The organism is Enterobacter chengduensis (assembly GCF_001984825.2).
Lineage (GTDB): Bacteria > Pseudomonadota > Gammaproteobacteria > Enterobacterales > Enterobacteriaceae > Enterobacter > Enterobacter chengduensis.
Genome location: NZ_CP043318.1, coordinates 4166167 through 4192244 on the forward strand (window position 1 = coordinate 4166167; position 26078 = coordinate 4192244).

At 49.4% G+C, this 26078-nt stretch carries 28 protein-coding genes and 1 tRNA gene; 10 read left to right on the plus strand and 19 right to left on the minus strand.

Annotated features, from left to right (window positions below; genetic code table 11):
- Positions 1-75: 75 nt before the first annotated feature.
- From FY206_RS20140 to FY206_RS20170, 7 genes are all read right to left on the minus strand, one after another.
- The gene (locus tag FY206_RS20140; protein WP_032635620.1) at positions 76-432 is read right to left on the minus strand and encodes a putative T6SS immunity periplasmic lipoprotein; all 357 of its coding nucleotides are present in this window, start codon (positions 430-432) and stop codon (positions 76-78) included.
- Between the two features lie 2 nt (positions 433-434).
- Positions 435-977 (minus strand): hypothetical protein, encoded by a 543-nt coding sequence (locus FY206_RS20145; RefSeq protein WP_023294875.1) that lies wholly within the window; start codon positions 975-977, stop codon positions 435-437.
- Between the two features lie 103 nt (positions 978-1080).
- Entirely contained in the window at positions 1081-1227 is a 147-nt protein-coding gene (locus FY206_RS25370) for a hypothetical protein (RefSeq protein WP_023294874.1), read from the minus strand.
- 138 nt (positions 1228-1365) lie between these two features.
- Positions 1366-1746, minus strand: coding sequence for a hypothetical protein (locus tag FY206_RS20150; RefSeq protein WP_032635618.1), 381 nt, complete (start codon positions 1744-1746; stop codon positions 1366-1368).
- Between the two features lie 944 nt (positions 1747-2690).
- On the minus strand, positions 2691-3467 hold the full coding sequence (locus FY206_RS20160) for a hypothetical protein (protein ID WP_023294871.1): 777 nt from the start codon (positions 3465-3467) through the stop codon (positions 2691-2693).
- 120 nt (positions 3468-3587) lie between these two features.
- Complete coding sequence (locus FY206_RS20165; RefSeq protein ID WP_023337724.1) at positions 3588-4313, minus strand: HNH endonuclease; 726 nt, start codon at positions 4311-4313, stop codon at positions 3588-3590.
- A 911-nt stretch (positions 4314-5224) separates the two neighbouring features.
- Positions 5225-5683: a helix-turn-helix domain-containing protein gene (locus FY206_RS20170; protein ID WP_131824837.1), complete on the minus strand. Its 459-nt coding sequence runs from the start codon at positions 5681-5683 to the stop codon at positions 5225-5227.
- A 122-nt stretch (positions 5684-5805) separates the two neighbouring features.
- Between FY206_RS20170 and FY206_RS20175 the strand changes: the two genes are divergently transcribed.
- The 3 genes from FY206_RS20175 (at position 5806) to FY206_RS20185 (ending at position 8433) form a co-directional block, all read left to right on the plus strand.
- Positions 5806-6558 (plus strand): hypothetical protein, encoded by a 753-nt coding sequence (locus FY206_RS20175; RefSeq protein WP_063137463.1) that lies wholly within the window; start codon positions 5806-5808, stop codon positions 6556-6558.
- Positions 6559-6793: 235 nt separating this feature from the next.
- Positions 6794-7909 carry a hypothetical protein gene (locus FY206_RS20180; protein WP_063137464.1) on the plus strand — a complete coding sequence of 372 codons (1116 nt, stop codon included), beginning with the start codon at positions 6794-6796 and terminating at the stop codon, positions 7907-7909.
- Positions 7906-8433: a hypothetical protein gene (locus FY206_RS20185; protein WP_223663737.1), complete on the plus strand. Its 528-nt coding sequence runs from the start codon at positions 7906-7908 to the stop codon at positions 8431-8433. The genes FY206_RS20180 and FY206_RS20185 overlap by 4 nt, the downstream gene beginning before the upstream one ends.
- Positions 8434-8638: 205 nt before the next feature.
- Here the strand turns inward: FY206_RS20185 and FY206_RS20190 are convergent, their stop codons facing one another.
- Entirely contained in the window at positions 8639-9199 is a 561-nt protein-coding gene (locus tag FY206_RS20190) for a recombinase family protein (RefSeq protein WP_063137465.1), read from the minus strand.
- A 190-nt stretch (positions 9200-9389) separates the two neighbouring features.
- Here FY206_RS20190 and FY206_RS20195 point away from each other — a divergent pair, with 190 nt between their 5' ends.
- From FY206_RS20195 to FY206_RS20210, 4 genes are all read left to right on the plus strand, one after another.
- Complete coding sequence (locus FY206_RS20195) at positions 9390-9857, plus strand: DUF1643 domain-containing protein (RefSeq protein ID WP_045405059.1); 468 nt, start codon at positions 9390-9392, stop codon at positions 9855-9857.
- 155 nt (positions 9858-10012) lie between these two features.
- Positions 10013-11026: a hypothetical protein gene (locus FY206_RS20200; RefSeq protein WP_077064503.1), complete on the plus strand. Its 1014-nt coding sequence runs from the start codon at positions 10013-10015 to the stop codon at positions 11024-11026.
- A gap of 407 nt (positions 11027-11433) precedes the next feature.
- Positions 11434-11715 carry a hypothetical protein gene (locus FY206_RS20205; RefSeq protein WP_080500349.1) on the plus strand — a complete coding sequence of 94 codons (282 nt, stop codon included), beginning with the start codon at positions 11434-11436 and terminating at the stop codon, positions 11713-11715.
- Positions 11716-11817: 102 nt separating this feature from the next.
- Positions 11818-12369, plus strand: a complete 552-nt coding sequence (locus tag FY206_RS20210; RefSeq protein ID WP_063137468.1) for a DUF4468 domain-containing protein — start codon at positions 11818-11820, stop codon at positions 12367-12369.
- A gap of 240 nt (positions 12370-12609) precedes the next feature.
- Here the strand turns inward: FY206_RS20210 and FY206_RS20215 are convergent, their stop codons facing one another.
- The 3 genes from FY206_RS20215 to actS form a co-directional block, all read right to left on the minus strand.
- Positions 12610-14550, minus strand: coding sequence for a site-specific integrase (locus FY206_RS20215; protein ID WP_001549654.1), 1941 nt, complete (start codon positions 14548-14550; stop codon positions 12610-12612).
- An 89-nt stretch (positions 14551-14639) separates the two neighbouring features.
- Positions 14640-14713, minus strand: a tRNA-Gly gene (locus FY206_RS20220).
- 80 nt (positions 14714-14793) lie between these two features.
- The gene (actS, locus tag FY206_RS20225) at positions 14794-15537 is read right to left on the minus strand and encodes an amidase activator ActS (protein ID WP_032643250.1); all 744 of its coding nucleotides are present in this window, start codon (positions 15535-15537) and stop codon (positions 14794-14796) included.
- Between the two features lie 163 nt (positions 15538-15700).
- Between actS and idi the strand changes: the two genes are divergently transcribed.
- A complete protein-coding gene (gene idi, locus FY206_RS20230) occupies positions 15701-16243 on the plus strand; it encodes an isopentenyl-diphosphate Delta-isomerase (RefSeq protein WP_032643252.1) in 543 nt (180 codons plus the stop codon).
- A gap of 37 nt (positions 16244-16280) precedes the next feature.
- On the opposite strand, the gene lysS is transcribed toward idi, so the two are convergent.
- The 5 genes from lysS to xerD form a co-directional block, all read right to left on the minus strand.
- Positions 16281-17798, minus strand: a complete 1518-nt coding sequence (lysS, locus tag FY206_RS20235) for a lysine--tRNA ligase (protein ID WP_032643254.1) — start codon at positions 17796-17798, stop codon at positions 16281-16283.
- Positions 17799-17807: 9 nt separating this feature from the next.
- Positions 17808-18906 (minus strand): peptide chain release factor 2 gene (prfB, locus tag FY206_RS20240; RefSeq protein WP_096151315.1). Its coding sequence is split into 2 segments (ribosomal slippage): positions 17808-18830 and positions 18832-18906, totalling 1098 coding nucleotides; the frame shifts between segments, so codons are not numbered across the junction.
- 90 nt (positions 18907-18996) lie between these two features.
- The gene (recJ, locus tag FY206_RS20245; protein ID WP_032643256.1) at positions 18997-20730 is read right to left on the minus strand and encodes a single-stranded-DNA-specific exonuclease RecJ; all 1734 of its coding nucleotides are present in this window, start codon (positions 20728-20730) and stop codon (positions 18997-18999) included.
- Between the two features lie 5 nt (positions 20731-20735).
- Positions 20736-21449, minus strand: coding sequence for a bifunctional protein-disulfide isomerase/oxidoreductase DsbC (gene dsbC, locus FY206_RS20250; protein ID WP_023309097.1), 714 nt, complete (start codon positions 21447-21449; stop codon positions 20736-20738).
- 28 nt (positions 21450-21477) lie between these two features.
- Entirely contained in the window at positions 21478-22374 is an 897-nt protein-coding gene (gene xerD, locus FY206_RS20255) for a site-specific tyrosine recombinase XerD (protein ID WP_032643259.1), read from the minus strand.
- 101 nt (positions 22375-22475) lie between these two features.
- Between xerD and fldB the strand changes: the two genes are divergently transcribed.
- Positions 22476-22997, plus strand: a complete 522-nt coding sequence (gene fldB / locus FY206_RS20260) for a flavodoxin FldB (RefSeq protein ID WP_032643260.1) — start codon at positions 22476-22478, stop codon at positions 22995-22997.
- 6 nt (positions 22998-23003) lie between these two features.
- On the opposite strand, the gene FY206_RS20265 is transcribed toward fldB, so the two are convergent.
- Positions 23004-23414: a protein YgfX gene (locus tag FY206_RS20265; RefSeq protein ID WP_032643262.1), complete on the minus strand. Its 411-nt coding sequence runs from the start codon at positions 23412-23414 to the stop codon at positions 23004-23006.
- Positions 23395-23661, minus strand: a complete 267-nt coding sequence (gene sdhE, locus FY206_RS20270; RefSeq protein WP_006178375.1) for an FAD assembly factor SdhE — start codon at positions 23659-23661, stop codon at positions 23395-23397. Before sdhE ends, FY206_RS20265 begins: the two co-directional genes overlap by 20 nt.
- A gap of 292 nt (positions 23662-23953) precedes the next feature.
- Here sdhE and ygfZ point away from each other — a divergent pair, with 292 nt between their 5' ends.
- Complete coding sequence (gene ygfZ, locus FY206_RS20275) at positions 23954-24934, plus strand: tRNA-modifying protein YgfZ (RefSeq protein WP_032643264.1); 981 nt, start codon at positions 23954-23956, stop codon at positions 24932-24934.
- 77 nt (positions 24935-25011) lie between these two features.
- Here the strand turns inward: ygfZ and FY206_RS20280 are convergent, their stop codons facing one another.
- Positions 25012-25947 (minus strand): IS110 family RNA-guided transposase, encoded by a 936-nt coding sequence (locus FY206_RS20280; RefSeq protein WP_032638800.1) that lies wholly within the window; start codon positions 25945-25947, stop codon positions 25012-25014.
- Positions 25948-26078 lie beyond the last annotated feature (131 nt).

Sequence of the window (26078 nt, forward strand, 5' to 3'; positions counted from 1 at the left end):
AGATATATACGCGCATTAAACGCTTACTTGATCACGTACGTGCGTTGAAATGAATATAAAGGGGCAGTTTGCCCCCTATTCTTTAGGGTATGAAAGTTCAGCGGTGACTAAATGTGATTCTGACTTATCAGATTGGACGTCATACGCGAAGCTATACCGCTCCCCAGACGTAAACTTAAATCCAAATACAGGAAGACACTCCCCCTTCGGCACATAAACAGGCTTGTCATCGAAAATCTTGTGAAGAGAGTCGCTATTATCGCTTTTGATTTGAATAGCAGTGATCCGTTCCTGCGGCTCCAGTGGTGACAACACACAAACTTGATTATCTTTGATCAATGCCGTTGTAGATTCACGATCTACCATTCGATCACCTGGCCCAGGGCATCCCGTTAAGAGGAATACAACACCCAGCAACATTTTGTTTTTCATGTTTAACGCCCCTTCCCTGTTACGATTTTCTGGTAAAGCGAAGGGACATCCTGCAACAAATCTACGCCCCTGTACATCCCCATGCGCCCTGGTCTCTGATAGTAAGACCACTTACTGATCCCATAAACCAGCAGTAACCAGTAATCAGCTAAAATAGAGGCTTGCTGTTCAAGAGAATAATCAGTGAGCTTTTCTTTATCCAGCCTGTAGGTATATTCAGCAGCCCAGCTAAAAGCTCCCCGCATTCTCACCCATTGCCCGTGTTGGTGTTGCCAGACATGCCCCAGCTCATGGATGAAAACATATTTATCTTCGATGAAAACCGAGTTTGCGGAAAAATCTTCCCTGTACATCGACTTTCTGTACCATAACTCCCCGTTTGGAGTCATCGCGTAGTTCTGTTTTTGTAGTCCGAATGGTAAATAGCTGTCGCAATGAATCCAGACACGGCTATACACTATCGAATCACCGAACACCCTACGAGCCATTGCTATCTCGCCTAAAGTCATCCGGCGTAATGTTCCTTCTTCTGCCTGTGCGCTCATAAACCGTCCTCCTTGTATGATTTATCTAAATCGTAAAATCATAAGTCGAAATAGTCTATACACGAACATTAGCCATTCATCAAATACAGTGATGGTGCAAGCGTTACTCCCCATTGGTACTATCCCCGTCCTCTTGTAGCATGGACTCAATAAACTCTCGTTGCTCATGCGTCAGTGCAAGTTCTTCCAGCAAGCGCTCTAACTCTTCCTCAGGTGATTCATCTTGAATCTGTCTGTTCCCGATAGCCATGCTCACCCTTGAGTTATTAGGATTAATCGCAGAGTATTCAGGGTGCAGAAAATGCGCAACTAACAGATTTTGGACAATAAAGCCTTATTGCCCATTGATGGTATGACAATGGGTGGTGCAACAGCATCAGCGTTTTGCCTACTGGCAATGTGTGTCAAACCACTCACGTACCTCATCAGTAGTAGCGCTCTCTTTGTGTTTGGCTACTGCCCACACAGAAAAGTTATTCAGGTACTTTTCGTAAAAGCCACCAACTGGATATTCAATCCCCTTTTTAATGAAAGTTTTAACAAATATTTTTTCTGCAATTTCCTTTTGGGAGTTCGTGAAATCTACCGAGTAGCGGGGCGCGTTAGCAATGAAATGGCAATAAATCCCGCTTAGTACATCTGTATCATTTAACAATGGGGGAGTCTGACAAGCCCAAATATCTTGAATGGAGGATGAAGTACCAGCATTCGTCTTATATAGAGTTGCTTCCTTCCCCTTGCTTTTGCAAAAGTCCCCAATCAGTGACATTACAATATCCGCGTTACTTACGTCTCTGTAACGAGCGGTTACAAGCCATCCTAAGCTCTGATCATAACTCTCCGAATAAGTAGGCACATCTAAGTGCTCTTGCCGCTGAGAACCCCCGCTACAACCGACGCAAATGGCACAGAAAAAAAGTGATAATCCTTTAATACACATGATCCACCGTCAACAGTTTGTTATTAAACATATTTAACCTCAGAGCAACTTGAGTGTTTTGTTTTTTCTCTTAACATTCCAAATCAGGCTAATGAGGGGTAAGCCATTATGGATTAAGGTTCAGATACAACTGAAATAATAGAGAATCCAGCAATCTCCGTCCCCCCTCTGCCAGAGTGAAATCTGGCGGAATCCCTTCTGACTGCGTCCTGGACTTCATCTTGTGTTGGCTCGTGGTCAGAGCGAAGTAACACCGTCTCCGCTCTGGTTTCTTTCCCGTCTCTGTGTTCGTATGTGATTTTATACGTGATGCTCATCATCTTCCTCCGCCTTATTGGATGTACTTTAGTTTAGACAATACCATCCACAAAGCCCCGTTAATGATACAAGTAACAAGCTGAGCATAAGCGAGGTACTTGTAGTACCTGCATATTACAAGTACATGGGTACGGATGATCGCAGTGATTGCCACTCTGCACCTGTTTATGTTATGTAGCTCATAACGCTACACACCGGACTTATAGACATATGATCAATAAAATGGATTTATAAGAAGTCACACATAAAAACAGGGTATTACTGATAACACTGGCGCTCATGACCCAACAAACTCACGTAGAACTTATCACGCTAATCTTGATAGACTAACAGGAGACTGACAATACTAAGGCGTGTATTTACAGCAATACAATCTATGACGATCAGTCCGTTTGAACAATGCAAATGTATTAAGACGTCTGTAGAGTATTCAGAACACTTTGATTATTAAATCATCATTTCTGTTCATTCGCGGCAGTAAGTAAATCAATAAAAATCTCGGAGAAGAGAGCGTCTTTAAAAATATCAATCTTAAAGATCTTCTGATGACTACCAGAAGTTAACTGTGATTTTAATCTCATTCTAATGACATCATGATAATCTTTAGAAGCAGAGAAAACATAGAATATAGCAAATCCCTCCACAACGAAATACCATAGTACACTGTCAGCCTCATCACTTTTTATAAAAGCAAAGTTACTAAGAATAGATTTAATAACGTGATCAGGAATATTATTCGTTGTATCGATCAATCTAAATACACAAATACGGATGAAGTTATCCACCTTCAAATGACTAAGTTTATTTATTCTCACCTGTTTATTTTTAATGCAATGCCTCATCAAGTCATCCAACTCAGGAACTCCATTAACAGTTGAATAATGCACACTTTTAGAGATAGAGGCTCTCCATAGTATACTTAGTAAGAAAAGATAAAATCGCTTATAATCGAAAGAGTTGATGATAATATGGTCAGAGTTTTTACGTATATTATGATGATTTCTCAACAATCTTGTTCCATACGATTCGTACTCATGGCTGATAAACTGCTCACATTCGAAGCATAGAAGTGGCTCTTTAGGATCAACATTTTCTCGTTTTGGTTTACTACCTTTTTGAAATATAATCAACTGCGAATCATTCTTCTTCAATCGTTTGAAATAGCTTCTTGGTATGCTATGAGATTCCAGTAGTTCTTTCTCTTCGAGACATAACTTACAGATACTTTTCATAAGTTTCCCATAATATAAAAATGTCGATATTTACATTCCCTGCTTAGCAAGATATTAAATAAGGTCTCATAGAATCCCCAAGATACTTACCCTATTCATACTATCACAAGCATGTTCAGTTTATTTGTTAACTGGTACTAACTCCAAAACGCCATAATGCGCCTGTCTGTGACAGTTCGGGCACAATGCAATCGCATTTTCAACGGAATCCTCCCCACCATTCGAAAGCCACTCAATGTGATGAACCTCAAGAAATGGTGTGCCGTCTACTTTGAGAAAAGGAGCGTCACTCTTACAGCTTTGACACTTGCCATTAGCCCTTGAAAGAACTTCGGCTACCACATAGGGGCTTCGCTTATAAACTCGTGTTGTAACCTCGATTAGCTCAGGAGTTTTATTCTCAGCGTCTAAAATCTCTTTGCGTTCTGACGGGGGCAGTTCTGACGCATCATCAACAGCCTTTTCAAACTCAGATTTCACCTTACGGTAACACCATTTACCTTGCTGATCCTGATACAACTCCCAAATACCATGAATAGAGGGTTGATAGATTTCAAAGATCTTCCCTCGCTTGAACAATCGGTCATACTCATGATGCCGATGGGTTACATCATCAGTTCGCCTGGCTGTTTTGTTGAAACTCCAGTAGCTACGATTGCAGTTGACTGAGTTGACAATGAGATTCAAGTGGGTGTCGTCTTTATAATGTGGAAATCGCTCTTTCAGATAAGCATCCACTTGCTTCGCCGTTGCCGCCCCTCCGAACTGTTCCTCAATCACTTGGACAGTAGTGATTCTTATCGGTTGGTCGCCATACTTGTATGTTCGATTTGCTTTTGAAGACATCAAAAAACCTCTTGCAATCTAAGATTTATCTTAGATTAACTATCGAGCATAACTTGTGCAACTCTCTGATTTTGGACAATAGAAGCCATAAAGCCCCGTTGGTGATACAGCAACAAGCGTAGCGACTTCATCAGACTGTCAGAGGGATCACACCTTATCAGGATAACCGTGTACCTTTGCGGGAGCGTGGCTGAAGCGCTGATAGAGCCTACATGTCGTTTGTAGGTACGTTATCACCATAAACCTGCTTACGTGGCTCATAGGGCGCGTGTGTTCAATCTGTCGATGACATAACGATGCCTGGATGGGCTTTTTCTTCACGTTTTCTATCGCGGTGTGAGGATGCAACTGCCGCCAACGCTGAGTTATACTGTCATCTCACCATGTAACTTAGCGTGACAGTTACCAAGGGCGGATCACAATGGTAGAACCAATAGGCGACTAAAATAGGTAACTATTTAAGTTGCTGATAGAGAAGGCTTTTAAGGCTTCTCCACAAGGGGAGAGATCTGGAGCGGGCGAAGGGAAATCACCCCCGCTCCAAAGATCTCGTAATCCCATGGATTTATTAACAAAAACTCGACGCATTGTAGGAGGGTTTTGTAGGAGGAACTACAACATTCCTACGCAACTGCACGAGAGTTAAGTAAACGCCACTGCGTTCGGATTTTGAATCCAGTTAAACCCCGACAGACCTTGTTCAGAATAACCATTTAACTCAATGTTATTTATATGAATTAAGCCATTCAGCGTCAAAGTGAAACGCCACCGTAACGCCTACGTAATGCACCCGCATTTTGCTGTTTTATTCACTCTTATAGAAACAAAGGGCTGATGAAACGTAAGACTATCAGCATCTAATGAATACTGTTCATCCATACAGCATGAAAATTCATAAACTTACACTTGAGCTACTTTCTCAGTTTGTCCCACCGAACCGCAGATACGATACCCCAGTTGCCGCTAGGATTAGGCCTACGCCATTTTGCTGTCTCCATGCTACGAAGATACTCAAGAGCTTCAGAAAACGTGCCAAAACGCTTCTGAGCCGCTTTATCACCTACACCAAACGAACCATCGCGGGTGCTTGCCAGTCCGGGATGAAAACACGAGCCATCAGCTGCATAGGGGACCAGTAATTCCGGGTCACTATCTTCAGATGAATCAGACACCAACAGTTGCCACGGCTCAACACTCAGAGCGTTAGCCAGCACCTCAATTGCATCCAAAGACGCATTAGAACCGCCGCGTTCAATGCGGCTCATATAGCTACGAGCAAACCCACACCGATCGGCAAAGGCTTCCTGGCTCATTCCGGTGGCAATGCGCAACTCTTTTACTCGTTGTCCAAACAGTTTTCTCAGGGTCATTTTCATGCCCTGAATTTGCGCAGATGTCCACTAAAGAGCCACGCTCCAATAGTGACATTTCGAATCAATAGTCTATGATGCGATAACTGACACCGCTGGGGTGGATTCTGAGGGATAACAACATGTCAAAAACACGGCTTAGTAAGCCCGGATTTTCAGCCAAGTCTGTGCTGACCATTATGTTAATCGCTGCGTCATCTGCATCTTATGCAGCAGAAAGCATCGATCAACTGGCGACGCGCATCGGTATGGATCACTTCCGGGAAGCGATCAAAAAGGGTGATCGCAGCCCCTTCAAAACGCTGCCGGCAAAAGGCTATAAAAACGGACTTACCGGGTTGCTCATCAAAACTAACACCTACATTAACCCCGAATACAGCTTTGCTGATTGCGATACGGACACCGTTATTATCTCGGTGCAAGAACACAAAACACTCCCTGGTTGCCGCATATCTCTAAAGCTAGCGACTAAAGATGCTGACGGTAGCTATCACGATAATGGCATTCGCATCGAATATGGTATTGCCACCGGCTCCAAAAAGTTTATCGCCAACAATTCAGCGTGGGCGCAACATGCCATCAGCGGTGATAAAGTGCTGGAAGGCGCTCTCCACCCGGATAAAACGAATAACCATAAAGATCAAATGTGCATGGGTATGGCACAATTCACCTCAAACGTAACCGAAGGCCGAAACAGTGGAATGACGAAAGAAGAATATTATCAACGACTTGATAATATGAACGGTAAGTCAGATGTCACACCTCAAATGATCACGCTATACAAGAGCTTTGTTGACTACGTGTATGATCATCCAAGACAAGATGCTAAAGTTTCGGCGGCATTTATTTACGCTAACTGCCTGAATACCTTCTAGTTATGCTCTGAATTTAGAAATTAGCCTAAGAGCATACTTTGGAACTAATCTCTCTTGTTAATTCACTCTTGCACGGCAATAAAGAGGGCGAGACACATTTAGAACTAGCAAAGAAATACTACTACTTTGCACAACTTCGTTACGATCTTGCCCTATGTGTGTCTCCATAATTTTTTCTTCATCTTTCAATATTTTCGTGAAATACTTCGAAAAACCACATTTGAGAGATGACTGTATGAGCGTTGGCATTGTCACATTTCACAAGCATACCCAGCTTGGTTTTTACCGTTATGGTCATGATGATTATTGTGAACCACTTGAAATGGATGCCCTTCTCTCATCTCTCCATGTGTGGTTTCAAGATAGAGTGTCACTTGAAGACACGCTTCTTTGGGATGACGAAACTCCAGGCTACTCTCATCGTAAAAAGGTTTATCTGAAATCAATCGAAAAAGATGAGGAGACTGGCGAGTATATTCTTGTCCTTTGGAGAGCGGTGGGAAGTGGGGATGGTGTTTACGGCATTAAAGCTGATGCGCGGCTTGATGACAACACTTTATATGATGCTAATAATGCAGCAGATGGAGCGCGAGTCATTTGGGGTGAAGCCTCCTATTACTGGTTTATCCCATCTAAAAACTTGTTTGCGTCTATCCGATTCTCTAACTCAATCGCAGATACTAACCTGATGAATTTATTTTTCAGGGATTTTGTCTGGTTACACGCAGACATAAGAGAAAAACGACGAGAAGTTAGAGAGGGAAAAACAGGAGCTTACACAACCGTATCGTTTCCTGCACAGCAAGCCGGTGAAACTGGAAATCTGTGGTTTCGTATCAGTTCAAAACAATATACAAAACTCACAACACGAGCTGATCTTGGAGCTATCGCCCGTGACATAACGCATTTTGTAAAGCGTGAGGTGATTGCCGCAAGAGAAGTCGATCAAGCCGACTGGACAAGATTTTTCGGAAGGCTTCCATTCGTCTCTGCTGAAATTACAAAAGATACCCGTAAAGTAGAGATAAATATTGAAGCGAAACCTACGGCAGAAGAATTGCAGCAAATTTTCGAGCAATATGCCGAGGATTATAATGGCGGTTTAGACGGCTGGCGTAACCTTGGGTTTAGAAAAGAAGGTGTTGGTGGTATTTGTTGGTTAAATAGCTTCGTTGTAAAAAATGTTCTGCCAATAGATGATACAACTGGTGGCGGCGTGGACGATACAGGCCATTATACGGCTCAGCGGCTGTTTACTGCTCTACAATTCAAACGCGATGGTTTGCTTGCTCCATTCGGCGTTGGCGTGGCTGAAGCTGCTGCCCCCCAAGCAGTTCGGGAATTACCATGAAGAATTACACAATTATAGCCTGGCATCTACCTTTAGCTGTGGCAGTAACTTATATTAGTTACTGCTTTAGGCTAGATATTACCTTTAAAGATGTTGAACCTATAATCTCAATTTTGCAAAACACATCAGCAATGATTTTTACAATCATGGGTATCTGGATTGCCTATGTTTATCCAAATGCTGTTTTAAAAATTGTTCAACCCTCAAAAGTGACCACAATTTTCTCAGAAGATGACCTAAAAAGAGTAAAACTTCTAGTCGGGGTGGTAATTTCCTCAGCATTCATTCTGTTATTATTATTAACTGGGGTTACGTTAAAAACATTCCTGACAAAAACTGATATTTTTTCACGATACTGGCAAGTATTTACAGGTATTGGCTTATGGTGTTTACTGTCTTTGATTTATGCGCAATTGTTTTGTATTTATGCGGTAATTGCATCAAGTGTAAATTTCATTATCGACTTAAAAAACTTAAATACAAAGAAACGGTTATCGGAAAAGCTTGATGGAAAACAGAAATAGCATACACCTCAATAATAAAAGCGCATTTATAATGCGCTTTTGTTTACTTTAATAATTTCAATTATTAGTGAGTCATATCCTGCTCTGTCACTGATATTAACGTAATGTTTTCGACATCAACTTGGCAGACAGCAGATTTTAGATAAGATATATTCTTAAGCTGACCATGCCGTATCAATTCAAATATAGAATAGACCTTCCGAAATTAATCTAAGATCGCTGCTATCGTCGCTCTGGAAACGCCATATTCACGCGCTAACGCGCTGACACTGGTTCCGCTATTCTTTTTCACTACAATCACTCTACGGGCTTCTGGTGCGATTTTAGAAGGTCTACCCAATTTCTTGCCTTCGGCTTTTGCTCGCGACAAACCCGCCTGAGTGCGTTCAATCAGTAGATCACGCTCCATCTCCGCAACCGCTGCCAACATCGACAACAGAAGCTTACCGGCAGCAGAAGTGAGGTCAGTTGTTCCAAGCTGGTGGACGATCACTTTGATGCCGCGATCAGATAACAATCGGACTGTCTGGAGCACGTCGATAGCATCACGCCCCAAACGGTCGAGTTTTGCCACTACCAGCGTTTCACCGGTTCGAATTTTGCCAAGCATTTCAGCAAACGCCTTACGCTGAATTGCCTGAACTTTCCCGCTAACAATATCAGCAAACCAAAAGTCAAACGTCCAACCAGCTTGCTCAAGCTCCAACCTCTGGTTCTCCGTATCTTGCTGAGCGGTAGAAACACGCCCGTAGCCGAAAATCGCCATTCTCAACACCTCTCAATACCTGTCAAAAAACGGTGTCAACAATAGGACGCCTGCCAACAATTGCCAAGGCTAATTTTTCAGCATCCCGGAAGATGCTTGCGAAGAGGTGCCGGAAAACGGTCGTTTGTTGGCGCTTAAAACGGATAAAGAAATGTTAAGCTGAAACCATCACTTCATAAGGACAACTGGAATGATTAAAGACGCGATTTTTTCACCGTGCGGCCAGTATCGCTACTCGTTATCACGAGTCTGGGACGAATCAAAACCATATGCCCTTTTCATCGGGCTAAACCCTTCATATGCCGATGCTGAGAACGATGATCGCACCTTGAGCCGCTGCATATCGTTTGCCAAAAACTGGGGCTACGGCGGGGTATACATGGCCAACCTGTTCGCGTTCGTTCATACCCAGCGACATGAAATGATGAAAGCACCTGATCCCATTGGTATAGATAACGATAGCCATCTGATAAGGCTTATTGCCGGTGCCGGTCTGGTAGTGGCGGCATGGGGCAACGAAGGCAGACATCTCAAGCGCTCAACAGTAGTCCGACAGTTGCTACCAGAAACCACAATGTGCTTTGTCTTAAACGCCACAGGTGAACCCAAACACCCTCTGTATATGAAAAATGACAGTGTTCTCATACCCTTAAGTTAGCAACGACTACTGCGTTCAGAATATGAACGCAGTATATTGATAAGTAAGGTTTTTATCGTAAAACCGTTGTGCTACCGTGCTAGAGATGTTCTCAAATCTGCTCAGTTCGAACGACCCTGATGCCGGTTTGAAGTTCCCTTCAATAAGGTTGCACTATGAAGAGTCGAAAATACGTAGCTGCTGAAGCAGACCGCAAATCCTTTAAGGTTTCAGCCGGGATCGATTGGCTGGACTTAAAGATCAGCTTCTCCAGACTGACCCAGCATCGCTACGTTCAGGATGAATTACTTAAAATCACCGGATTAAAACTCTGGGTTAAACCCTGCGGTCTACGTATCTCAAAGTTGTCATCATGCGCCCCCCGTCCCGACAACAACGTTAAAGCGTGGGTAAAACCTACGATAAGCAGCACTAACGATACTTTTCGGATTTGTTTCCGTGATCTACTGGCAAACCATGGCGGGAAGCTGGAAGCTGCACTCAAGCAATTGCAAGACCGTTTCCCATTTGCGTGTGAGCCACAAATCGTGGGAGTCGAAGTTTTCTGCGATTTCTGGCATAAACAACGGTCAGTATCAGCGACACGAGCAATGACCTATCGGCTTCAGACAAGCCTGTTTAGTAACGGAACCCGACCAAGGCAATTCAATCCCGCTTCGTGGAAAAATGTCTACCTTTTCCCCGGAACACGTATCACTCCATATCGAAACTTCAGGACAGGTAACAAGTGGGACAACATCTCGTGGCAGGTCTACCACAAACGCACTGACAACGATCAGAAACTACCTGTAGAAGAGCAACGCGCTCGTGTTGAAGTCACGTTAAAAGGTGCTGCACTCACTCACTACTCTCTTCACCATCTTAGCGACATGCAGCGTTTTCGATTTGAAACCCTCGCTCACCTGTTCAAATTTCGCAAACCAATTGAGCCTGAAATGATGGCTGACGGTGATTTGTTCCGGTTAACCGCTATCAACGCAGTTCGTAAGGTGAACGACGCAACAGCCGAGCGCGGGTTGCATTCTTTCAATAACATCGGACGTAGGGATAAACGTAGCTGGATGATGGTTAACGTTGACAAGCGCCTGCGGAAAGAAAGCTCGCATCTGGCGGTTGTTAGCGATCTGCAAAACGCCGTTAAGGGTGCTTTACGGCGCCTCCACGTTTAAGCCGCCCCCCTTTCGTTATTCCAAAAAAAAGTGACAATCAGCAGGAAAGAAGACGCATTCCTGCTGGTCTGGATACAGCTCTCTTAATAACTGTATATATAACAAGACAACTATCAGCTTACATACCTCCGCTAACGGTGTTTGTCGGTGGCTGTTCCTTTCAATAAAACATGAACTAAACGTTGTTAATCTTCAACGTGTTCGCGGTGAAAAGCAGCCGGATAAGTTGGGCGCGAAAAAGTGGAGGTCTTAGGTTTGCCAGCCCTCCTCTCAGGCATTGCGTCCAAAAACTTCGGTGGTGGCAAAATCATCCTTATACTTGCAGATAAACATTGTTGAAAAATTCTCTCCCGCATAGTTCAATTAACCAATTAGGATTTTTCTGATCTCCTTTCTCAAGGAAGCTTATGCCCGTATCCAATCATTACCAAGCCCAACCGGATTGTTATGTGCGCTTTGATTGGGGTGGGATTTCCCTAGAAGGCGAGTTTTTCAGCTATGAGGAGTATGGTCGAGATATCGATCCAAAATGGGGATACAACCTCAATGCAGAGTTTCTTAAATGGGTAACACCTTTCTACACGCCGTTGCGTTACGAGCGGAAATGGTTAACCAAGCATCGTAAAGGGTTATTACGCTTTGGCGCGCTCGTTGCTGTCGCTGTTTTTGCCTATATCCACTACGGCTGATAATAGAAAAGCGAGACCTGTCCTGCGGTTTTGAGAAACCAACTTCATTCCGCACCATATTTACATACTGCACTTAATAAAAATGCGACAAGGACAAATCGAATGAAAAAAGTAATGATGAAAACTGTTTTAGCCAGTTTGGTTGTATCCAGTATTACTGTGTTGACAGGTTGTGTAACCTCACCAGATATGGAAGCAGCTAAACAACCGCTGGGTAGTATAGTCAGTGTTGTTAACGTTCCCGGGGTTAAAAAGGATGCACTTTACAGCAGCTCCAAAATTTGGGTTGCAAAGGCCTTCACTGATTCTAACAGCGTAATCCAATATGCCGATAAAGAAGAAGGTTCGATTGTTGGCAAGGGGAATGTTAAATACCCATGTGACGGTTTTAATGATTGTTTGGCTAATGAAGATGTTCGATATAAATTCACTATGAAAATCGACACAAAAGATGAAAAAGCTCGCATCACCTTTGATGATATCCACATTTATCGTCCGGCCCACGTAACAAGCGGGATTGCGTTCCCTGCCATAGATTCGCCAAATATGACCGTTGGTGGACAAGCAAAAGCTAAAAAAGCGTTGAATGATATTGTGGAACAATACAAACGTGAGATCGTGACTGAAAGTAGCTCTGCTGCAAAAGACTGGTAACGGCCATCAGCTCAAAAACTTGCCGGAGAAGTTTTTGAGCTTTCTATAGCCGGGATTATGTGTGGTTGCATAATATAGTCATGACAGGTTATCACGCGGCATTTTGATTCCATTCGAATGCAACCTATTTTACTTGGCTACGCTAGCAACTCTATGAGAGCGCCGCGAATTCTGCACCATGATTTCCACACCTCTTAATAAAAAACGCGCCACAGAGCTTCCTGTGGCGTGAGCGAGAGATTACGGCTTGTGCTTGCGAACCCCGTCTTTCATCGCCTTCAGTCCCACCTCAACATTAAACGGAGCTATCTCAGGCAAATTGTGTTTAAGCCCGGAAATTGCGTGGAATTGCTCCTCAACAGCTCTGTCTTTACGATAGGTTGTCATGGCAGTAGTGCTTCCTCGAACATGTCCGACAAGTTGGGCGATCATCCGTTCACTTAACTCCAGTCGGTCGAGGCTATTCACATAGTTATGGCGGAATGAGTGAAAAACCTTCTTCCCATTACGGTCTAATCCAAGCTTCTTGCCAAAATAAAGTTCATTGAACCATTTTGACGCATAACCACGATAACCTTTAATTTTATTGAAGGTTAACTCTGGAAAAACACGTTCCTGTCCATCAGCTTTCAAAGCTTTAACGTATTCAAGAAAGCCAAGCTCAATCAGCCTTGGATGAATGGGAACCTGTCTCAACGCATTGAGCGTTTTCAGCGATTTATCCGCTTCAGCTTCAGTGTCCATAACTTTATCCGGTGAATCTAAATTGAAGTCCAGATACGCAACACCATTTTCACTCATACGGATATCAGAAAGATAAAGTTGGCATAACTCATTCATTCGCCCACCGCTATATAACGCTAATAGGGGTAACCAATAGCGATAAGGTCGAAAGTCAATATGGCGCCCGAATTTGTTCGGCACACCCTCGCCAGTTTTAAACCAGTATGCAGAGAATATGAGTTCCAGTTCATCATCTTCGAACTGATAACGGTCATCCTGAGATCTTGCAGTTTTCTTACGCTTTGCCAGAACATTTTCCACTGGATTGGCAATTAAATAATTTTCTTTACAGGCCCACTTTAACATTGAACCTAATGAGGCCATATGACGCCCAATCGCATCTTTCGTCATGAGCGACTCACCGGCATCAAGTGCTTTTTCGATGAGTTGATCCAAATCTTCGGCAGCGTATCGGCGTTGCATTAAATACAAGTTACTGGGCATTCTTTGCATTCTGGAAACGTATTTTTTTACGACATTACGATCTAACTCAACAAGTGTTAAGTCTCCCATAACGTCGATAAAATGAGATATTCGCGACCGGATTTTTTCCTCACTGGCAAGTTTGAGATCCCCTGAGTTCTTATACGCAATGAACTCCTCCAACACTTCTGAAACCGTTTTTGACGCGTGTAGTGGATTGCAAAACGGGTTAGAGATGATCAAAGGAGGGGGCGGTGGTGGTGGCACAACAGCCGGAACAGGAGGTAATTCAGGCTCAGATTTCGCAAACGCTTTATCCCACATGCTACGCAGCTTTTCAGCCTGCACATTGTTGATAAATAAAGAACTTGAATCTATCGTAACTCCGGGCAAGTCCAGTAGCCAAAGAGCAAGGGGATTACCGTTGGTAGCCCTGAATGCAGTTATTTCCGTTGATAGCCCTTTAACCAATTTATTGAGGGCATGTAGCGGCATGTAAATCTGCATATAGCCGTTAACCATAGCCTCAGTGCCGTAATGAGCAACGTCGTTTAAAACAAAGCCATGCGTATCAGGGTCACGATCAATGGCAGTAAAATCATCAATCAGAAAACCCCGCTGGCTATCTACAAAAGCATACAGCGGAATATTGTCTGCCAAAAGATGCGGAACAACCGTTTCAAGCACCACATCAAATGATTCGCAAAACAGAGCCAAGCTGATTTTGCCAGCCCCCGCCAACAACGGGGCGTTTCCCCGAATTTTCTCTTTATCCACTTGCTTAAACTCTTCCAGAGACGCATACCACTTCTCCAACAAACGCGTGGCGATTGCCTTAGCATTTGCGAGGTGGGTTGTGCGGGTAGATGCATGTATTTCACGCTGCCCTATCAGGGCACGATACCGAACCGGAACGGTTATCCTCAGAACATAGATCCCGCTAGGACGTCGATAGAGATTACCACGTTGCGCCATCGGCTGTATGAACTCCTTGTAGGAGGATCACGAGCGCCGTCACGTATGAATCAGAAAAAAGCTGAGGAATGAATACGTTAGGGAGTTTTTGGAGCGGGCGAAGGGAATCGAACCCTCGTATAGAGCTTGGGAAGCTCTCGTTCTACCATTGAACTACGCCCGCTTTGAGGTGCGTAAGGCATTATAGACCTTACACACCTTCATACAAGCCTCTTCACAACTAACCGGCGATTAAATAATCACTTAGCACTTCGGTTTGCTGCCGGGCGCAGGAAGATAGCGCTGCGGATCGATGGCCGTCGCCTTATAGCGGATCTGGAAATGCAGCTTCACTGAATCCGTACCGGTGCTGCCCATGGTGGCAATCTTCTGCCCGGCTTTGACGTTCTGCCCGTTGTTGACCAGCATCGTGTCGTTGTGCGCATAGGCCGTGATGTAGTCTTCGCCATGCTTAATCATGATCAGGTTACCGTAGCCGCGCAGCTGGTTACCGACGTAAACCACCTTCCCTGCCCCGGAGGCATAAACCGGCGTCCCGCGCGCAGCAGCGATATCAATCCCCTTGTTGCCACCTTCAGAGAGTGAATAAGGGGCGACCACTTTACCGCTGGCAGGCCAAATCCAGCAGCGCTGTCCAACCGGCGGCCATGACGATTGCGGTACCTGGTACGACGGCGTCACTTTGGCGGTTTTGCCTTTCGAAGAGGATTTTTTACCCGAGGACGCTCCGCCGCTCACCTTCAGCTGCTGGTCCACCTCGATGGTGTAGGGTGGAGAGAGATTATTCAGCCGCGCCAGATCCTTCACGCTGGTCCCCGTTGCGCGCGAAATCCGGTACAGGGTGTCCCCGCGTTTGACGGTGTAGACCGAACCGGAATAGCTTCCCGTATCCGTCGATTTGCTCCCTGAACAGCCCGCCAGGAATAGCGTCAACGTCAGGAAAAAAACAGCGGTAAGGGGTTTTCTCGTCAGGCTTCCTGCAAACAAAACAGATCCTCGGTCAGCGTGAATGGCGCACTATGATAACAGCCAAAACGAACAGGGGTCATGCCCTTTTCCGCTCTACGAGCCAAACCGTTCGTATAAGAATGCAGTATAATACTTCGGCTGATGGTGCTGAACCACTCGGCGTTTTGGCACTGGAGCATCAATGAGTATTCAAGAACACGTTATTTTGGTAAACGACCAGGGAATGGTGATTGGCACTCAGGAAAAATACGCCGCGCACACGTTACATACCCCGCTGCACCTGGCTTTCTCTTCCTGGCTTTTTAACGCCAAAGGCGAGTGTCTGGTCACCCGACGCGCATTAAGCAAAAAAGCCTGGCCGGGCGTCTGGACGAACTCCGTCTGCGGGCACCCGCAGTCCGGTGAAAAGACGGAAGAGGCCATTATCCGCCGCTGCCGCTTTGAAGTGGGCGCGGAACTGACGGATATCACCGCCGTCGCCCCTGAGTTTCGCTATCGGGAAACCGACCCGTCCGGGATCGTGGAAAACGAAATTTGCCCGGTATTCGCCGCTCGGATAACCAATAACGTGACGATAAATGAAGATGAAGTGATGGACTATCAGTGGGTTGAGCTGGACGCGCTATTCCGCGCGCTGGACGCGACGCCGTGGGCCTTTAGCCCGTGGATGGTCATGGAAGCGATGACCGCTCGCGAAACGCTCAGAGCCTTCGCCGCGCAATAAAAAAGCCCCTTTCGGGGCTTTTTTGCATCTTAACGCCTTATTTCACCGGGCGCATTGCCGGGAACAGGATCACGTCGCGGATGGTGTGGCTGTTGGTGAACAGCATCACCATACGGTCGATACCAATCCCCAGACCCGCCGTTGGCGGCAGGCCGTGCTCCAGCGCGGTCACGTAGTCTTCGTCGAAGAACATCGCTTCGTCGTCGCCTGCCGCCTTCGCGTCAACCTGATCCTGGAAGCGCTGGGCCTGGTCTTCCGCATCGTTCAGCTCGCTAAATCCGTTGCCGATTTCGCGGCCGCCGATGAAGAATTCGAAGCGGTCGGTGATCTCCGGGTTCTGGTCATTACGACGCGCCAGCGGAGAGACTTCAGCCGGGTATTCGGTGATGAAGGTCGGCTGAATCAGGTGCGCTTCGGCCACTTCTTCGAAGATCTCGGTCACGATACGGCCCAGACCCCAGCTCTTCTCAACCTTGATACCGATGCTTTCCGCGATCGCTTTCGCAGAGTCGAAGTTATCCAGCTCCGCCATATTGGTTTCCGGACGGTACTTCTTGATCGCTTCGCGCATGGTCAGTTTTTCGAACGGCTTGCCGAAGTCGAAGACTTCTTCACCGTAAGGGACCTGCGTGGTGCCCAGAATATCCTGCGCCAGGGTACGGAACAGGGATTCGGTCAGCTCGATCAGATCTTTGTAATCCGCATACGCCATATAGAGTTCCATCATGGTGAACTCTGGGTTATGGCGAACGGAGATACCTTCGTTACGGAAGTTACGGTTGATCTCGAACACGCGATCGAAGCCACCGACCACCAGACGCTTCAGGTACAGTTCCGGCGCGATACGCAGGTACATGTCCAGGTCCAGGGCGTTGTGATGGGTGATGAACGGACGCGCAGACGCGCCGCCAGGGATCACCTGCATCATTGGGGTTTCCACTTCCATAAAGTCGCGGTTCACCATGAACTGGCGGATACCGGCCATGATCTGGGAGCGAATTTTGAAGGTCTTGCGGGATTCATCGTTAGAGATGAGATCCAGGTAGCGCTGACGATAGCGCGCTTCCTGATCCTGCAGGCCGTGGAATTTGTCCGGCAGCGGGCGCAGGGCTTTGGTCAGCAGACGCAGCTCGGTGCAGTGGATGGACAATTCACCGGTTTTGGTTTTGAACAGCTTACCTTTTGCGCCCAGGATATCGCCCAGATCCCACTTCTTGAACTGCTCGTTGTAGATACCTTCCGGCAGATCGTCACGGGAAACGTACAGCTGAATACGGCCGCCAACGTCCTGCAGGGTCACGAAGGAGGCTTTACCCATGATACGACGGGTCATCATGCGGCCCGCAACGGCCACTTCAACGTTCAGCGCTTCCAGCTCTTCGTTCTCTTTCGCGTCGAAGTCAGCGTGCAGTTGGTCTGAGGTGTGGTCACGACGAAAATCGTTCGGGAACGGTACGCCCTGCTCGCGCAGCGCTGCCAGCTTCTCGCGGCGGGTTTTCAGTTCGTTGTTAAGATCGACTACCGCGTCAGCGCCCTGTGCTTGTTGTTCAGACATGTTGGTTCCTCATAACCCTGCTTTCAAACTTGCTTCGATAAATTGGTCCAGGCTGCCGTCCAGCACCGCCTGCGTGTTGCGGGTTTCAACCCCGGTACGCAGGTCTTTGATGCGGGAGTCATCAAGGACGTAAGAACGGATCTGGCTGCCCCAACCGATGTCGGACTTGTTGTCTTCCATCGCCTGTTTCTCAGCATTTTTCTTCTGCATCTCCAGCTCATAAAGCTTCGCTTTCATCTGCTTCATGGCCTGGTCTTTGTTCTTATGCTGGGAACGGTCGTTCTGGCACTGTGTTACCAGCCCGGTTGGAATGTGGGTAATACGCACCGCAGATTCCGTACGGTTAACGTGCTGACCACCCGCGCCGGATGCGCGATAAACGTCAATACGCAGGTCCGCCGGGTTAATTTCGATATCGATATCTTCATCAACTTCCGGATAGACAAACGCGGAGCTGAAGGAGGTATGACGACGACCGCCGGAGTCGAACGGGCTCTTACGCACCAGGCGGTGAACGCCGGTCTCGGTACGCAGCCAGCCGTAGGCGTAGTCACCGATGATCTTGATGGTGACGGATTTCAGACCCGCGACTTCACCTTCAGACTCTTCGATAATTTCGGTTTTGAAGCCGCGCGCTTCGGCCCAACGCAGGTACATACGCGTCAGCATGCTGGCCCAGTCCTGCGCTTCGGTACCGCCAGAACCCGCCTGAATATCAAGATAGCAGTCAGCGCTGTCGTATTCGCCGGAGAACATACGACGGAATTCCAGCTGCGCCAGCTTCTCTTCCAGCACGTCGAGTTCTGCCACGGCTTCGTTAAAGGTCTCTTCGTCGTCGGCTTCGACGGCCAGCTCCAGCAAACCGGAAACATCTTCCAGCCCCTGGGCCATTTGATCCAGCGTATCTACGATAGCTTCGAGAGAGGAACGCTCTTTACCCAGCGCCTGTGCGCGTTCAGGTTCGTTCCAGACGTCCGGCTGTTCCAGCTCGGCGTTTACTTCTTCAAGACGCTCTTTCTTGGCATCGTAGTCAAAGATACCCCCTAAGAACGTCGGAGCGCTCCGTGAGGTCCTGAATACGGTTTTTTACCGGATTAATTTCAAACATGGTCTGTTTTCTTTTATGGACTTGTCAAAATGCGGTGATAAGAGCGGGATTGTACCGAATCCACGCCCTTTTTTATAGAGATTACTGCCGCTAAATTGGCCAGATATTGTCGATGATGATCTGAAGGGTGCGGTTACCGCGAAACTCGTTGATGTCCAGTTTGTACGCCAGCTCGACCTCGCGCACGCCGTTGTCCGGCCATACCGTCGTGTCCACGTTGAAGGCAATGCCGTCCAGCAGCGGGCCGCCGCCCACGGGCTCTACCATCACCTTAAGATGACGTTCGCCGACGATACGCTGCTGCAGCAGGCGGAAACGCCCGTCGAACAGCGGTTCCGGGAACATCTGCCCCCAGGGGCCCGCATCACGCAGCATTTGCGCGACGTCCATGGTCATTTCCGCCGCCGACAATGGCCCGTCGGACACCACTTCCCCCTGCAGCAGGGCCGGGTCAATCCAGTCGGTGACCAGCTCGCCAAACAGACGCTGGAACTCGTCGAATTTCGCCTCTTCCAGAGACAGGCCCGCCGCCATCGCATGGCCGCCGAACTTGATCATCAGCCCGGGATACAGCGTATCGAGACGCTCAAGCGCATCGCGCATGTGCAGACCCTGAATCGAACGGCCAGAGCCTTTCAGCGTGCCGTCGCCCGCGGGGGCGAACGCGATCACCGGACGGTGGAAGCGCTCTTTAATGCGCGACGCCAGAATGCCGACCACGCCCTGATGCCACTCGGGGTGGTACATCGCCAGCCCGCCCGGCAGCGTGTCGCCGCTGCGCTCAAGTTTTTCGCACAGGGTTAGCGCTTCGGCCTGCATCCCCTGCTCAATCTCTTTACGGGTCTGGTTCAGCGCGTCCAGCTCGTTGGCCAGCACGCGCGCTTCACCGATGTTGTCGCACAGCAGCAGCGCCACGCCGACCGACATATCGTCCAGCCTTCCCGCCGCGTTCAGGCGCGGCCCGAGGGCGAAGCCCAAATCGCTTGCCGCCAGCTTGAGCGGGTCGCGGTTGGCAATTTCAAGCAGCGCCTTGATCCCCGGACGGCACTTGCCTGCCCGAATGCGGCTTAAGCCCTGCCAGGTCAAAATGCGGTTATTGGTGTCGAGCGCCACCACGTCTGCGACGGTGCCCAGCGCCACCAGGTCGAGATATTCGGCCAGGTTCGGTACGGCAATACCGCGGGATTCGAACCAGCCCTTATCGCGAAGCAGGGTACGCAGCGCCAGCATCAGATAAAACGCCACGCCTACGCCCGCGAGGGATTTCGAGGGAAAATCGCAGTCGCGCAGGTTGGGGTTAATAATCGCTTCGGCGTCAGGCAGCGTTTCACCGGGCAGGTGGTGATCGGTAACCAGCACCGGGATCCCCAGCGCGTGGGCGCGATCGACGCCCGAATGGGAAGAGATCCCGTTGTCGACGGTCATGATCATCTGTGCCCCGCGGGCGTGGGCCTGATCGACCACTTCCGGGCTGAGGCCGTAGCCGTCTTCGAAACGGTTCGGCACCAGATACGTGACGTTATTGCAGCCCAGCGCGCGCAGGCTGAGCACGCTCAGCGCGGTGCTGGTTGCGCCGTCGGCGTCGAAATCCCCTACCACCACGATCCGCGTTCCCTCACGAAGCGCGTTGTAGAGCATCTCAGTGGCTTTTTCGATGCCGCTCAGCTGCTGCCAGGGCAGCATCCCTTTCACGCTGCGCTCAAGGTCTTCAGCGCGACGCACGCCGCGGCTGGCGTAGAGTCGCTTCAGCAGTGCCGGGAGATCGTCTGGCAAATCAACCGGTTCAACCGCCTCGCGGCGGCGTAATTTTATCGGGGCTTTCACGCGGATTATTTACCACCAAACTGTTTCTGGTGCGCGTCGAGGAACTCTTTCATCTCTTTCGGTCCCTGATAGCCCGGAACGACATAGCCGTTGCTCAGGACAATCGCAGGCGTACCGCTCACGCCAAACTGCACGCCCAGCGCGTAGTGGTTAGCGATATCAATGTCGCAGGAGGCTGGCTTAACGCCTTTGCCGTTCATCGCGTCGTCAAACGCTTTGTTGCGGTCTTTCGCACACCAGATCGCCTTCATGTCCTGCTCTGGCTGGCTCTGCACGCCCGCGCGCGGGAAGGCCAGGTAACGCACGGTAATGCCCAGCGCGTTGTAGTCTTTCATCTCTTCATGCAGCTTGTGGCAGTAGCCGCAGGTGATGTCGGTGAAGACGGTAATCACGTGTTTTTCCTGCGCCGCTTTATAGACGATCATCTCTTTTTCGAGCGCGTTCAGGTTTTTCATCAGCAGCTGGTTGGTCACGTTGACCGGCTGCGCGCCGCTCACGTCGTACATCGGCCCCTGAATAATGTGCTTGCCGTCTTCGGTGACGTACAGCACGCCGCTGTTGGTTAGCACCGTTTTCATGCCGGCAACCGGTGCAGGCTGAATATCGCTGCCGGTAACGCCAAGCTTAGCCAGCGACTGTTTGATGGCGGCGTCGTCCGCATGGGCGAAACCGGTAAAGGAGGCTGCCAGCAGGGTGAACAGCGCAAAAGTCTTTTTCATAGTTGATCCTGTTACAATTCGTCGGCACTCACGCGCGAGGGTGGTGCTGTTGGTGTAGCTGCCGCAGGCGTTCCGTCGCGACATGGGTGTAAATTTGCGTCGTGGAAAGATCGCTGTGCCCCAGCAGCATCTGTACCACGCGTAAATCAGCGCCGTGGTTTAACAGATGCGTCGCGAAGGCGTGACGCAATACGTGCGGCGAAAGCTTTTCACTGTCGATACCCGCCAGTGTGGCGTAATGCTTGATGCGATGCCAGAACGTTTGCCGCGTCATCTGCTGAGCGCGCTGGCTCGGAAACAGGACGTCAATAGACACCCCGTTGAGCAACCACGGGCGACCGTGTTCCAGATACGTTTCCAGCCAGTAAACCGCCTCTTCACCCAGCGGCACCAGCCTTTCTTTATTCCCTTTACCGATGACGCGCACCACGCCCTGACGCAGGCTGATGTCGCTCATCGTCAGGCCAACCAGTTCCGAAACGCGCAAGCCGGTAGCATACAATAGCTCAAGCATGGCTTTATCGCGTAACTCCAGCGGCAGGTCAACTGCCGGTGACTGTAATAATCTCTCAACTTGTGCTTCGCTGAGATCTTTCGGCAGCCGCTGCGGGAGCTTAGGGGATGCCAGCAGCGCGCTGGGATCGTCTTCGCGGATCTTCTCACGGTAAAGGTGCTGGAACAGCCGGCGCATGGCGCTGAGCAAGCGTGCAGAACTGGTGGCTTTGTAGCCCCCCGCGATACGTTCCCCAAGCAGCGCCTGCAGGTCGTCATGCTGTGCACTCGCAAGGGATAACCCCCGGTGTGCCAGCCACTCCACCAGCATGGTGAGATCGCGACGATAGGCGCTGAGGGTATTCTCGGCCAGATTTTTCTCCAGCCACAGCGCGTCGAGAAACTGTTCGATCAGTGCGAGATCCTTTTCCACATCAGCCCCTTTGATTCTGCAGTCAGGCCATTATGCCTGATTGCGACCGGTTTCTGGTACACTACGCGCAAAGTCAACGCAAGAATTGAGATAGTTACGCGATGAATATTGGTCTGTTCTATGGTTCCAGCACCTGCTACACCGAAATGGCGGCAGAGAAAATTCGCGACATCATTGGTCCGGAACTGGTGACGTTGCATAACCTGAAAGATGACGCGCTTACGCTGATGGAGCAGTATGACGTGCTGATCCTCGGCATCCCGACCTGGGATTTCGGTGAGATACAAGAGGACTGGGAGGCTATCTGGGACCAGCTTGATGCGCTCAACCTCGACGGCAAAATCATTGCCATGTACGGCATGGGGGATCAGCTGGGTTACGGGGAATGGTTCCTGGACGCGCTCGGCATGCTGCACGACAAGCTGGCGCCAAAAGGAGTGTCGTTTATCGGCTACTGGCCAACCGAAGGTTACGAGTTCACCAGTAAAAAACCGATTATTGCCGACGGCGAGCTGTTTGTTGGGCTCGCACTGGATGAAACCAACCAGTACGATCTCAGCGATGAACGCCTGCAAAGCTGGTGCGAGCAGATTCTGGGCGAAATGGCTGAAAAGTTTAGCTAACGCACATTACCCCTGCGTCGTCTGTTGCAACAGCATCCGGCGCAGGTCTCGCCATTCGGCAGCGTCCATACTGTCAGCCGCCAGCCACAGGTGCTGGCAACGCCCGCCCTCTACGTTGCGTAACCGTAGCATCATGCCGTAGTTGAGCATCCAGGGCATACCGAGAATATCCCACTCTTTTCCCTGCCAGCGCAGGCGGGAATCCATCAGTAACTTAATTTCTCCCTGACGAGCATTAATGCGACGCTGGCTGCGCACGCTGTCAAAAACGACAAACGACAGTAACAGCAGCCACAGCGGCGTATAGCTCAGCGGCCACGGCATCAGTAACACAAAGGCCGCAACCAGGCCGTGGAGCAATAAAGACATCCACTGCGAGCGCCACGAGACGCGAAGATCAGATTGCCACAGGACCACGTTCCCGATTCCGTGTTTGAATTAATTGCACCATCCGTTGCAACTCGGTGTCGGCGGGTTTGCCGTGGTTCATCAGCCAGTTGAACAAATCCGGATCGTCAGACTCAAGCAGGCGAACAAACAGACGCTTATCGTCATCGCTTAAGGTGTCGTACTCATATTCGAAGAAAGGCATGATGGAGATATCAAGTTCACGCATGCCGCGGCGGCACGCCCAGTGAATACGGGCCTTGTTGTTAATATCCATGTTCAGTTTCCTGCATTACGTTTGGCACAGTCGGTACCCCGTTCAATGTTCTATTTCTCTACGGGAACTCCAGCTAGTGTAACGTGTTTTTGACCGTTTCATTACCGGAATATTGCGTTCGCCGAGCTGGCTTCCAGAATAATCCCTATAAAGACAGCGGATTACATTATTTTGCGTAGGGCTACGCATAACCGGTTTATGGCACAAATGGTCTGCTGAAAGCGCTTGCATTGCCTGCAGGCTCTTTTACCATTAGGCATTATCAAAGCGTTAAGCAATTCAGGATATCATTATGGCCTTTACACCATTTTCTCCTCGCCAGCCCGCCGCCTCTGCGCGTCTGCCGCTGACGCTTATTTCTCTTGATGACTGGGCGCTGGCAACGCTCACCGGTGCCGACGCCGAAAAATATCTGCAGGGCCAGGTAACTGCCGACGTCAGCCAGATGACCGAACATCAGCACCTGCTGGCCGCCCACTGCGACCCCAAAGGCAAAATGTGGAGCAACCTGCGTCTGTTCCGCCGTCAGGACGGTTTTGCCTTTATCGAGCGCCGCAGCCTGCAGGAGGCCCAGCTCAAAGAGCTGAAAAAGTACGCGGTCTTTTCCAAAGTGACCATCGTCCCTGACGACCAACATGTCCTGCTGGGTGTGGCCGGTTTCCAGGCGCGTGCCGCGCTGAAAAATCTCTTCAGCGAGCTGCCGGATGCCGAAAAGCAGGTGGTCAGCGAAGGCGCAACCTCCATCCTGTGGTTTGAGCACCCGGCGGAGCGTTTTCTGCTAGTCACGGATGCCGACACCGCCGAACGCGTGACCGAGGCGCTGCGCGGCGAAGCGCAGTTCAACAACAGCCAGCAGTGGCTGGCGCTGAATATCGAAGCGGGTCTGCCGATCATTGACGCCGCCAACAGCGCGCAGTTTATTCCTCAGGCAACCAACCTGCAGGCGCTGGGGGGCATCAGCTTTAAAAAAGGCTGCTACACCGGCCAGGAGATGGTCGCACGTGCGAAATTCCGCGGGGCAAACAAACGCGCGCTATGGACACTCGCGGGCCATGCCAGCCGCGTACCTGAAGCAGGGGAAGATTTAGAGCTGAAGATGGGTGAAAACTGGCGCCGTACCGGCACCGTATTAGCCGCCGTACAGCTGGATGATGGCCGTCTGCTGGTGCAGGCGGTGATGAACAACGACATGGAAGCCGACAGCGTGTTCCGCGTGCGTGACGATGCGAACACGTTGAGTATTGAGCCGCTGCCGTATTCGTTAGAAGAGTAATCGTCTACAGGTGTCCTCCCTCTCCCTGTGGGAGAGGGACGGGGTGAGCAGCTGTGTTTAAAGTCAACAGCTGACGACTAAGCTGCCGCCCATTTTTTATTGTCCCGCACCATCGCATTCAGGATTGTTACCAGCTTTCTGACGCAGGCTGTCATCGCCACTTTAAAGGCTTTTCCCTTGCTTCTCAGTTTCTCAAAAAAAGCCTGTATGGTTGGGTTATAACGCACCGCTGACATTGCCGCCATGTACAGCGCTGCACGCACCGCACTTCGTCCTCCCCAGATACATCGTTTTCCTTTCATCTTTCCGCTGTCATGGGCATAAGGACACACGCCTACCAGTGCGCTGATTTTACGTCTGTTAAGTTGTCCCAGCTCCGGCAGCATCGACAGCAGAACCGCCAGCGTTGTCCGTCCTATACCCTTGACTTCTTCCAGCAGCTTCACTTTCTCCTGCCATAGCGGCATCACTTTTATCTGCTGGTCGATGTCGTCATCCGTGTCCTTTATCTCTGCGTTAAGCCAGTCAATATGCCGTTTGATACCCATCCGGATAAGCTCATCAGTGCAGGAGCCGTAGCGGTTCTGCTCCATGGTTCTGTTGTCCACCAACTGGCGGCGGCGGGATACCATCATGGCGAGACGCTGCGTCTGTTCGTCCGGAGCGGGTCTGATATCCGGTGTCATCCTGCGGCCAAACTCGCAGATGATGCGGGCATCGTTCGGGTCTGTCTTGAACAGCGTCCCGAGAGCGCGGGCGAAGTGTTTGACCTGAGCAGGGTTAACGACGGCGACAGGCAGCCCGGCAAGTTCAAGCGTGGCAGCAAGAAGGTTGTGGTAGCGCCCCGTGGCTTCCATCACGATGCGTGTAACGGTACGGGATGAAAGGGCGTCGAGGAGTAGCTGATGGCCCTGAGGGGTATTATCCAGATGAAGAAAAATCCCGTCAGGACTGATAAATACATCAAAGGTCTCTTTGGCGATATCGATGCCAACGTTGGTATGTTCAGTCATGTTCGAGTCTCCCGGCCTTGTAATATACGGGCTGGCACAGGCCGCCCAGGCAGCTGTTCGGGTTAACAGGAAAACTGATGCCACGCCATGAGCTCACCCGCGGGCTTGGAAACCCAGAGGGCTAACGGGCT

Bases quoted from the DNA above. Each gene is read 5' to 3' on its own strand.
- FY206_RS20165 (WP_023337724.1), bottom strand. From the start codon at position 4,313: ATGTCTTCAAAAGCAAATCGAACATACAAGTATGGCGACCAACCGATA.
- FY206_RS20205 (WP_080500349.1), top strand. From the start codon at position 11,434: ATGCCCGTATCCAATCATTACCAAGCCCAACCGGATTGTTATGTGCGC.
- fldB (WP_032643260.1), top strand. From the start codon at position 22,476: ATGAATATTGGTCTGTTCTATGGTTCCAGCACCTGCTACACCGAAATG.
- FY206_RS20185 (WP_223663737.1), top strand. From the start codon at position 7,906: ATGAAGAATTACACAATTATAGCCTGGCATCTACCTTTAGCTGTGGCA.
- FY206_RS20150 (WP_032635618.1), bottom strand. From the start codon at position 1,746: ATGTCACTGATTGGGGACTTTTGCAAAAGCAAGGGGAAGGAAGCAACT.
- FY206_RS20210 (WP_063137468.1), top strand. From the start codon at position 11,818: ATGAAAAAAGTAATGATGAAAACTGTTTTAGCCAGTTTGGTTGTATCC.
- FY206_RS20145 (WP_023294875.1), bottom strand. From the start codon at position 977: ATGAGCGCACAGGCAGAAGAAGGAACATTACGCCGGATGACTTTAGGC.
- FY206_RS25370 (WP_023294874.1), bottom strand. From the start codon at position 1,227: ATGGCTATCGGGAACAGACAGATTCAAGATGAATCACCTGAGGAAGAG.
- FY206_RS20190 (WP_063137465.1), bottom strand. From the start codon at position 9,199: ATGGCGATTTTCGGCTACGGGCGTGTTTCTACCGCTCAGCAAGATACG.
- dsbC (WP_023309097.1), bottom strand. From the start codon at position 21,449: ATGAAAAAGACTTTTGCGCTGTTCACCCTGCTGGCAGCCTCCTTTACC.
- FY206_RS20140 (WP_032635620.1), bottom strand. From the start codon at position 432: ATGAAAAACAAAATGTTGCTGGGTGTTGTATTCCTCTTAACGGGATGC.
- FY206_RS20200 (WP_077064503.1), top strand. From the start codon at position 10,013: ATGAAGAGTCGAAAATACGTAGCTGCTGAAGCAGACCGCAAATCCTTT.
- idi (WP_032643252.1), top strand. From the start codon at position 15,701: ATGAGTATTCAAGAACACGTTATTTTGGTAAACGACCAGGGAATGGTG.
- sdhE (WP_006178375.1), bottom strand. From the start codon at position 23,661: ATGGATATTAACAACAAGGCCCGTATTCACTGGGCGTGCCGCCGCGGC.
- FY206_RS20170 (WP_131824837.1), bottom strand. From the start codon at position 5,683: ATGACCCTGAGAAAACTGTTTGGACAACGAGTAAAAGAGTTGCGCATT.
- FY206_RS20175 (WP_063137463.1), top strand. From the start codon at position 5,806: ATGTCAAAAACACGGCTTAGTAAGCCCGGATTTTCAGCCAAGTCTGTG.
- FY206_RS20160 (WP_023294871.1), bottom strand. From the start codon at position 3,467: ATGAAAAGTATCTGTAAGTTATGTCTCGAAGAGAAAGAACTACTGGAA.
- lysS (WP_032643254.1), bottom strand. From the start codon at position 17,798: ATGTCTGAACAACAAGCACAGGGCGCTGACGCGGTAGTCGATCTTAAC.
- FY206_RS20215 (WP_001549654.1), bottom strand. From the start codon at position 14,550: ATGGCGCAACGTGGTAATCTCTATCGACGTCCTAGCGGGATCTATGTT.
- FY206_RS20280 (WP_032638800.1), bottom strand. From the start codon at position 25,947: ATGACTGAACATACCAACGTTGGCATCGATATCGCCAAAGAGACCTTT.
- ygfZ (WP_032643264.1), top strand. From the start codon at position 23,954: ATGGCCTTTACACCATTTTCTCCTCGCCAGCCCGCCGCCTCTGCGCGT.
- FY206_RS20195 (WP_045405059.1), top strand. From the start codon at position 9,390: ATGATTAAAGACGCGATTTTTTCACCGTGCGGCCAGTATCGCTACTCG.
- FY206_RS20180 (WP_063137464.1), top strand. From the start codon at position 6,794: ATGAGCGTTGGCATTGTCACATTTCACAAGCATACCCAGCTTGGTTTT.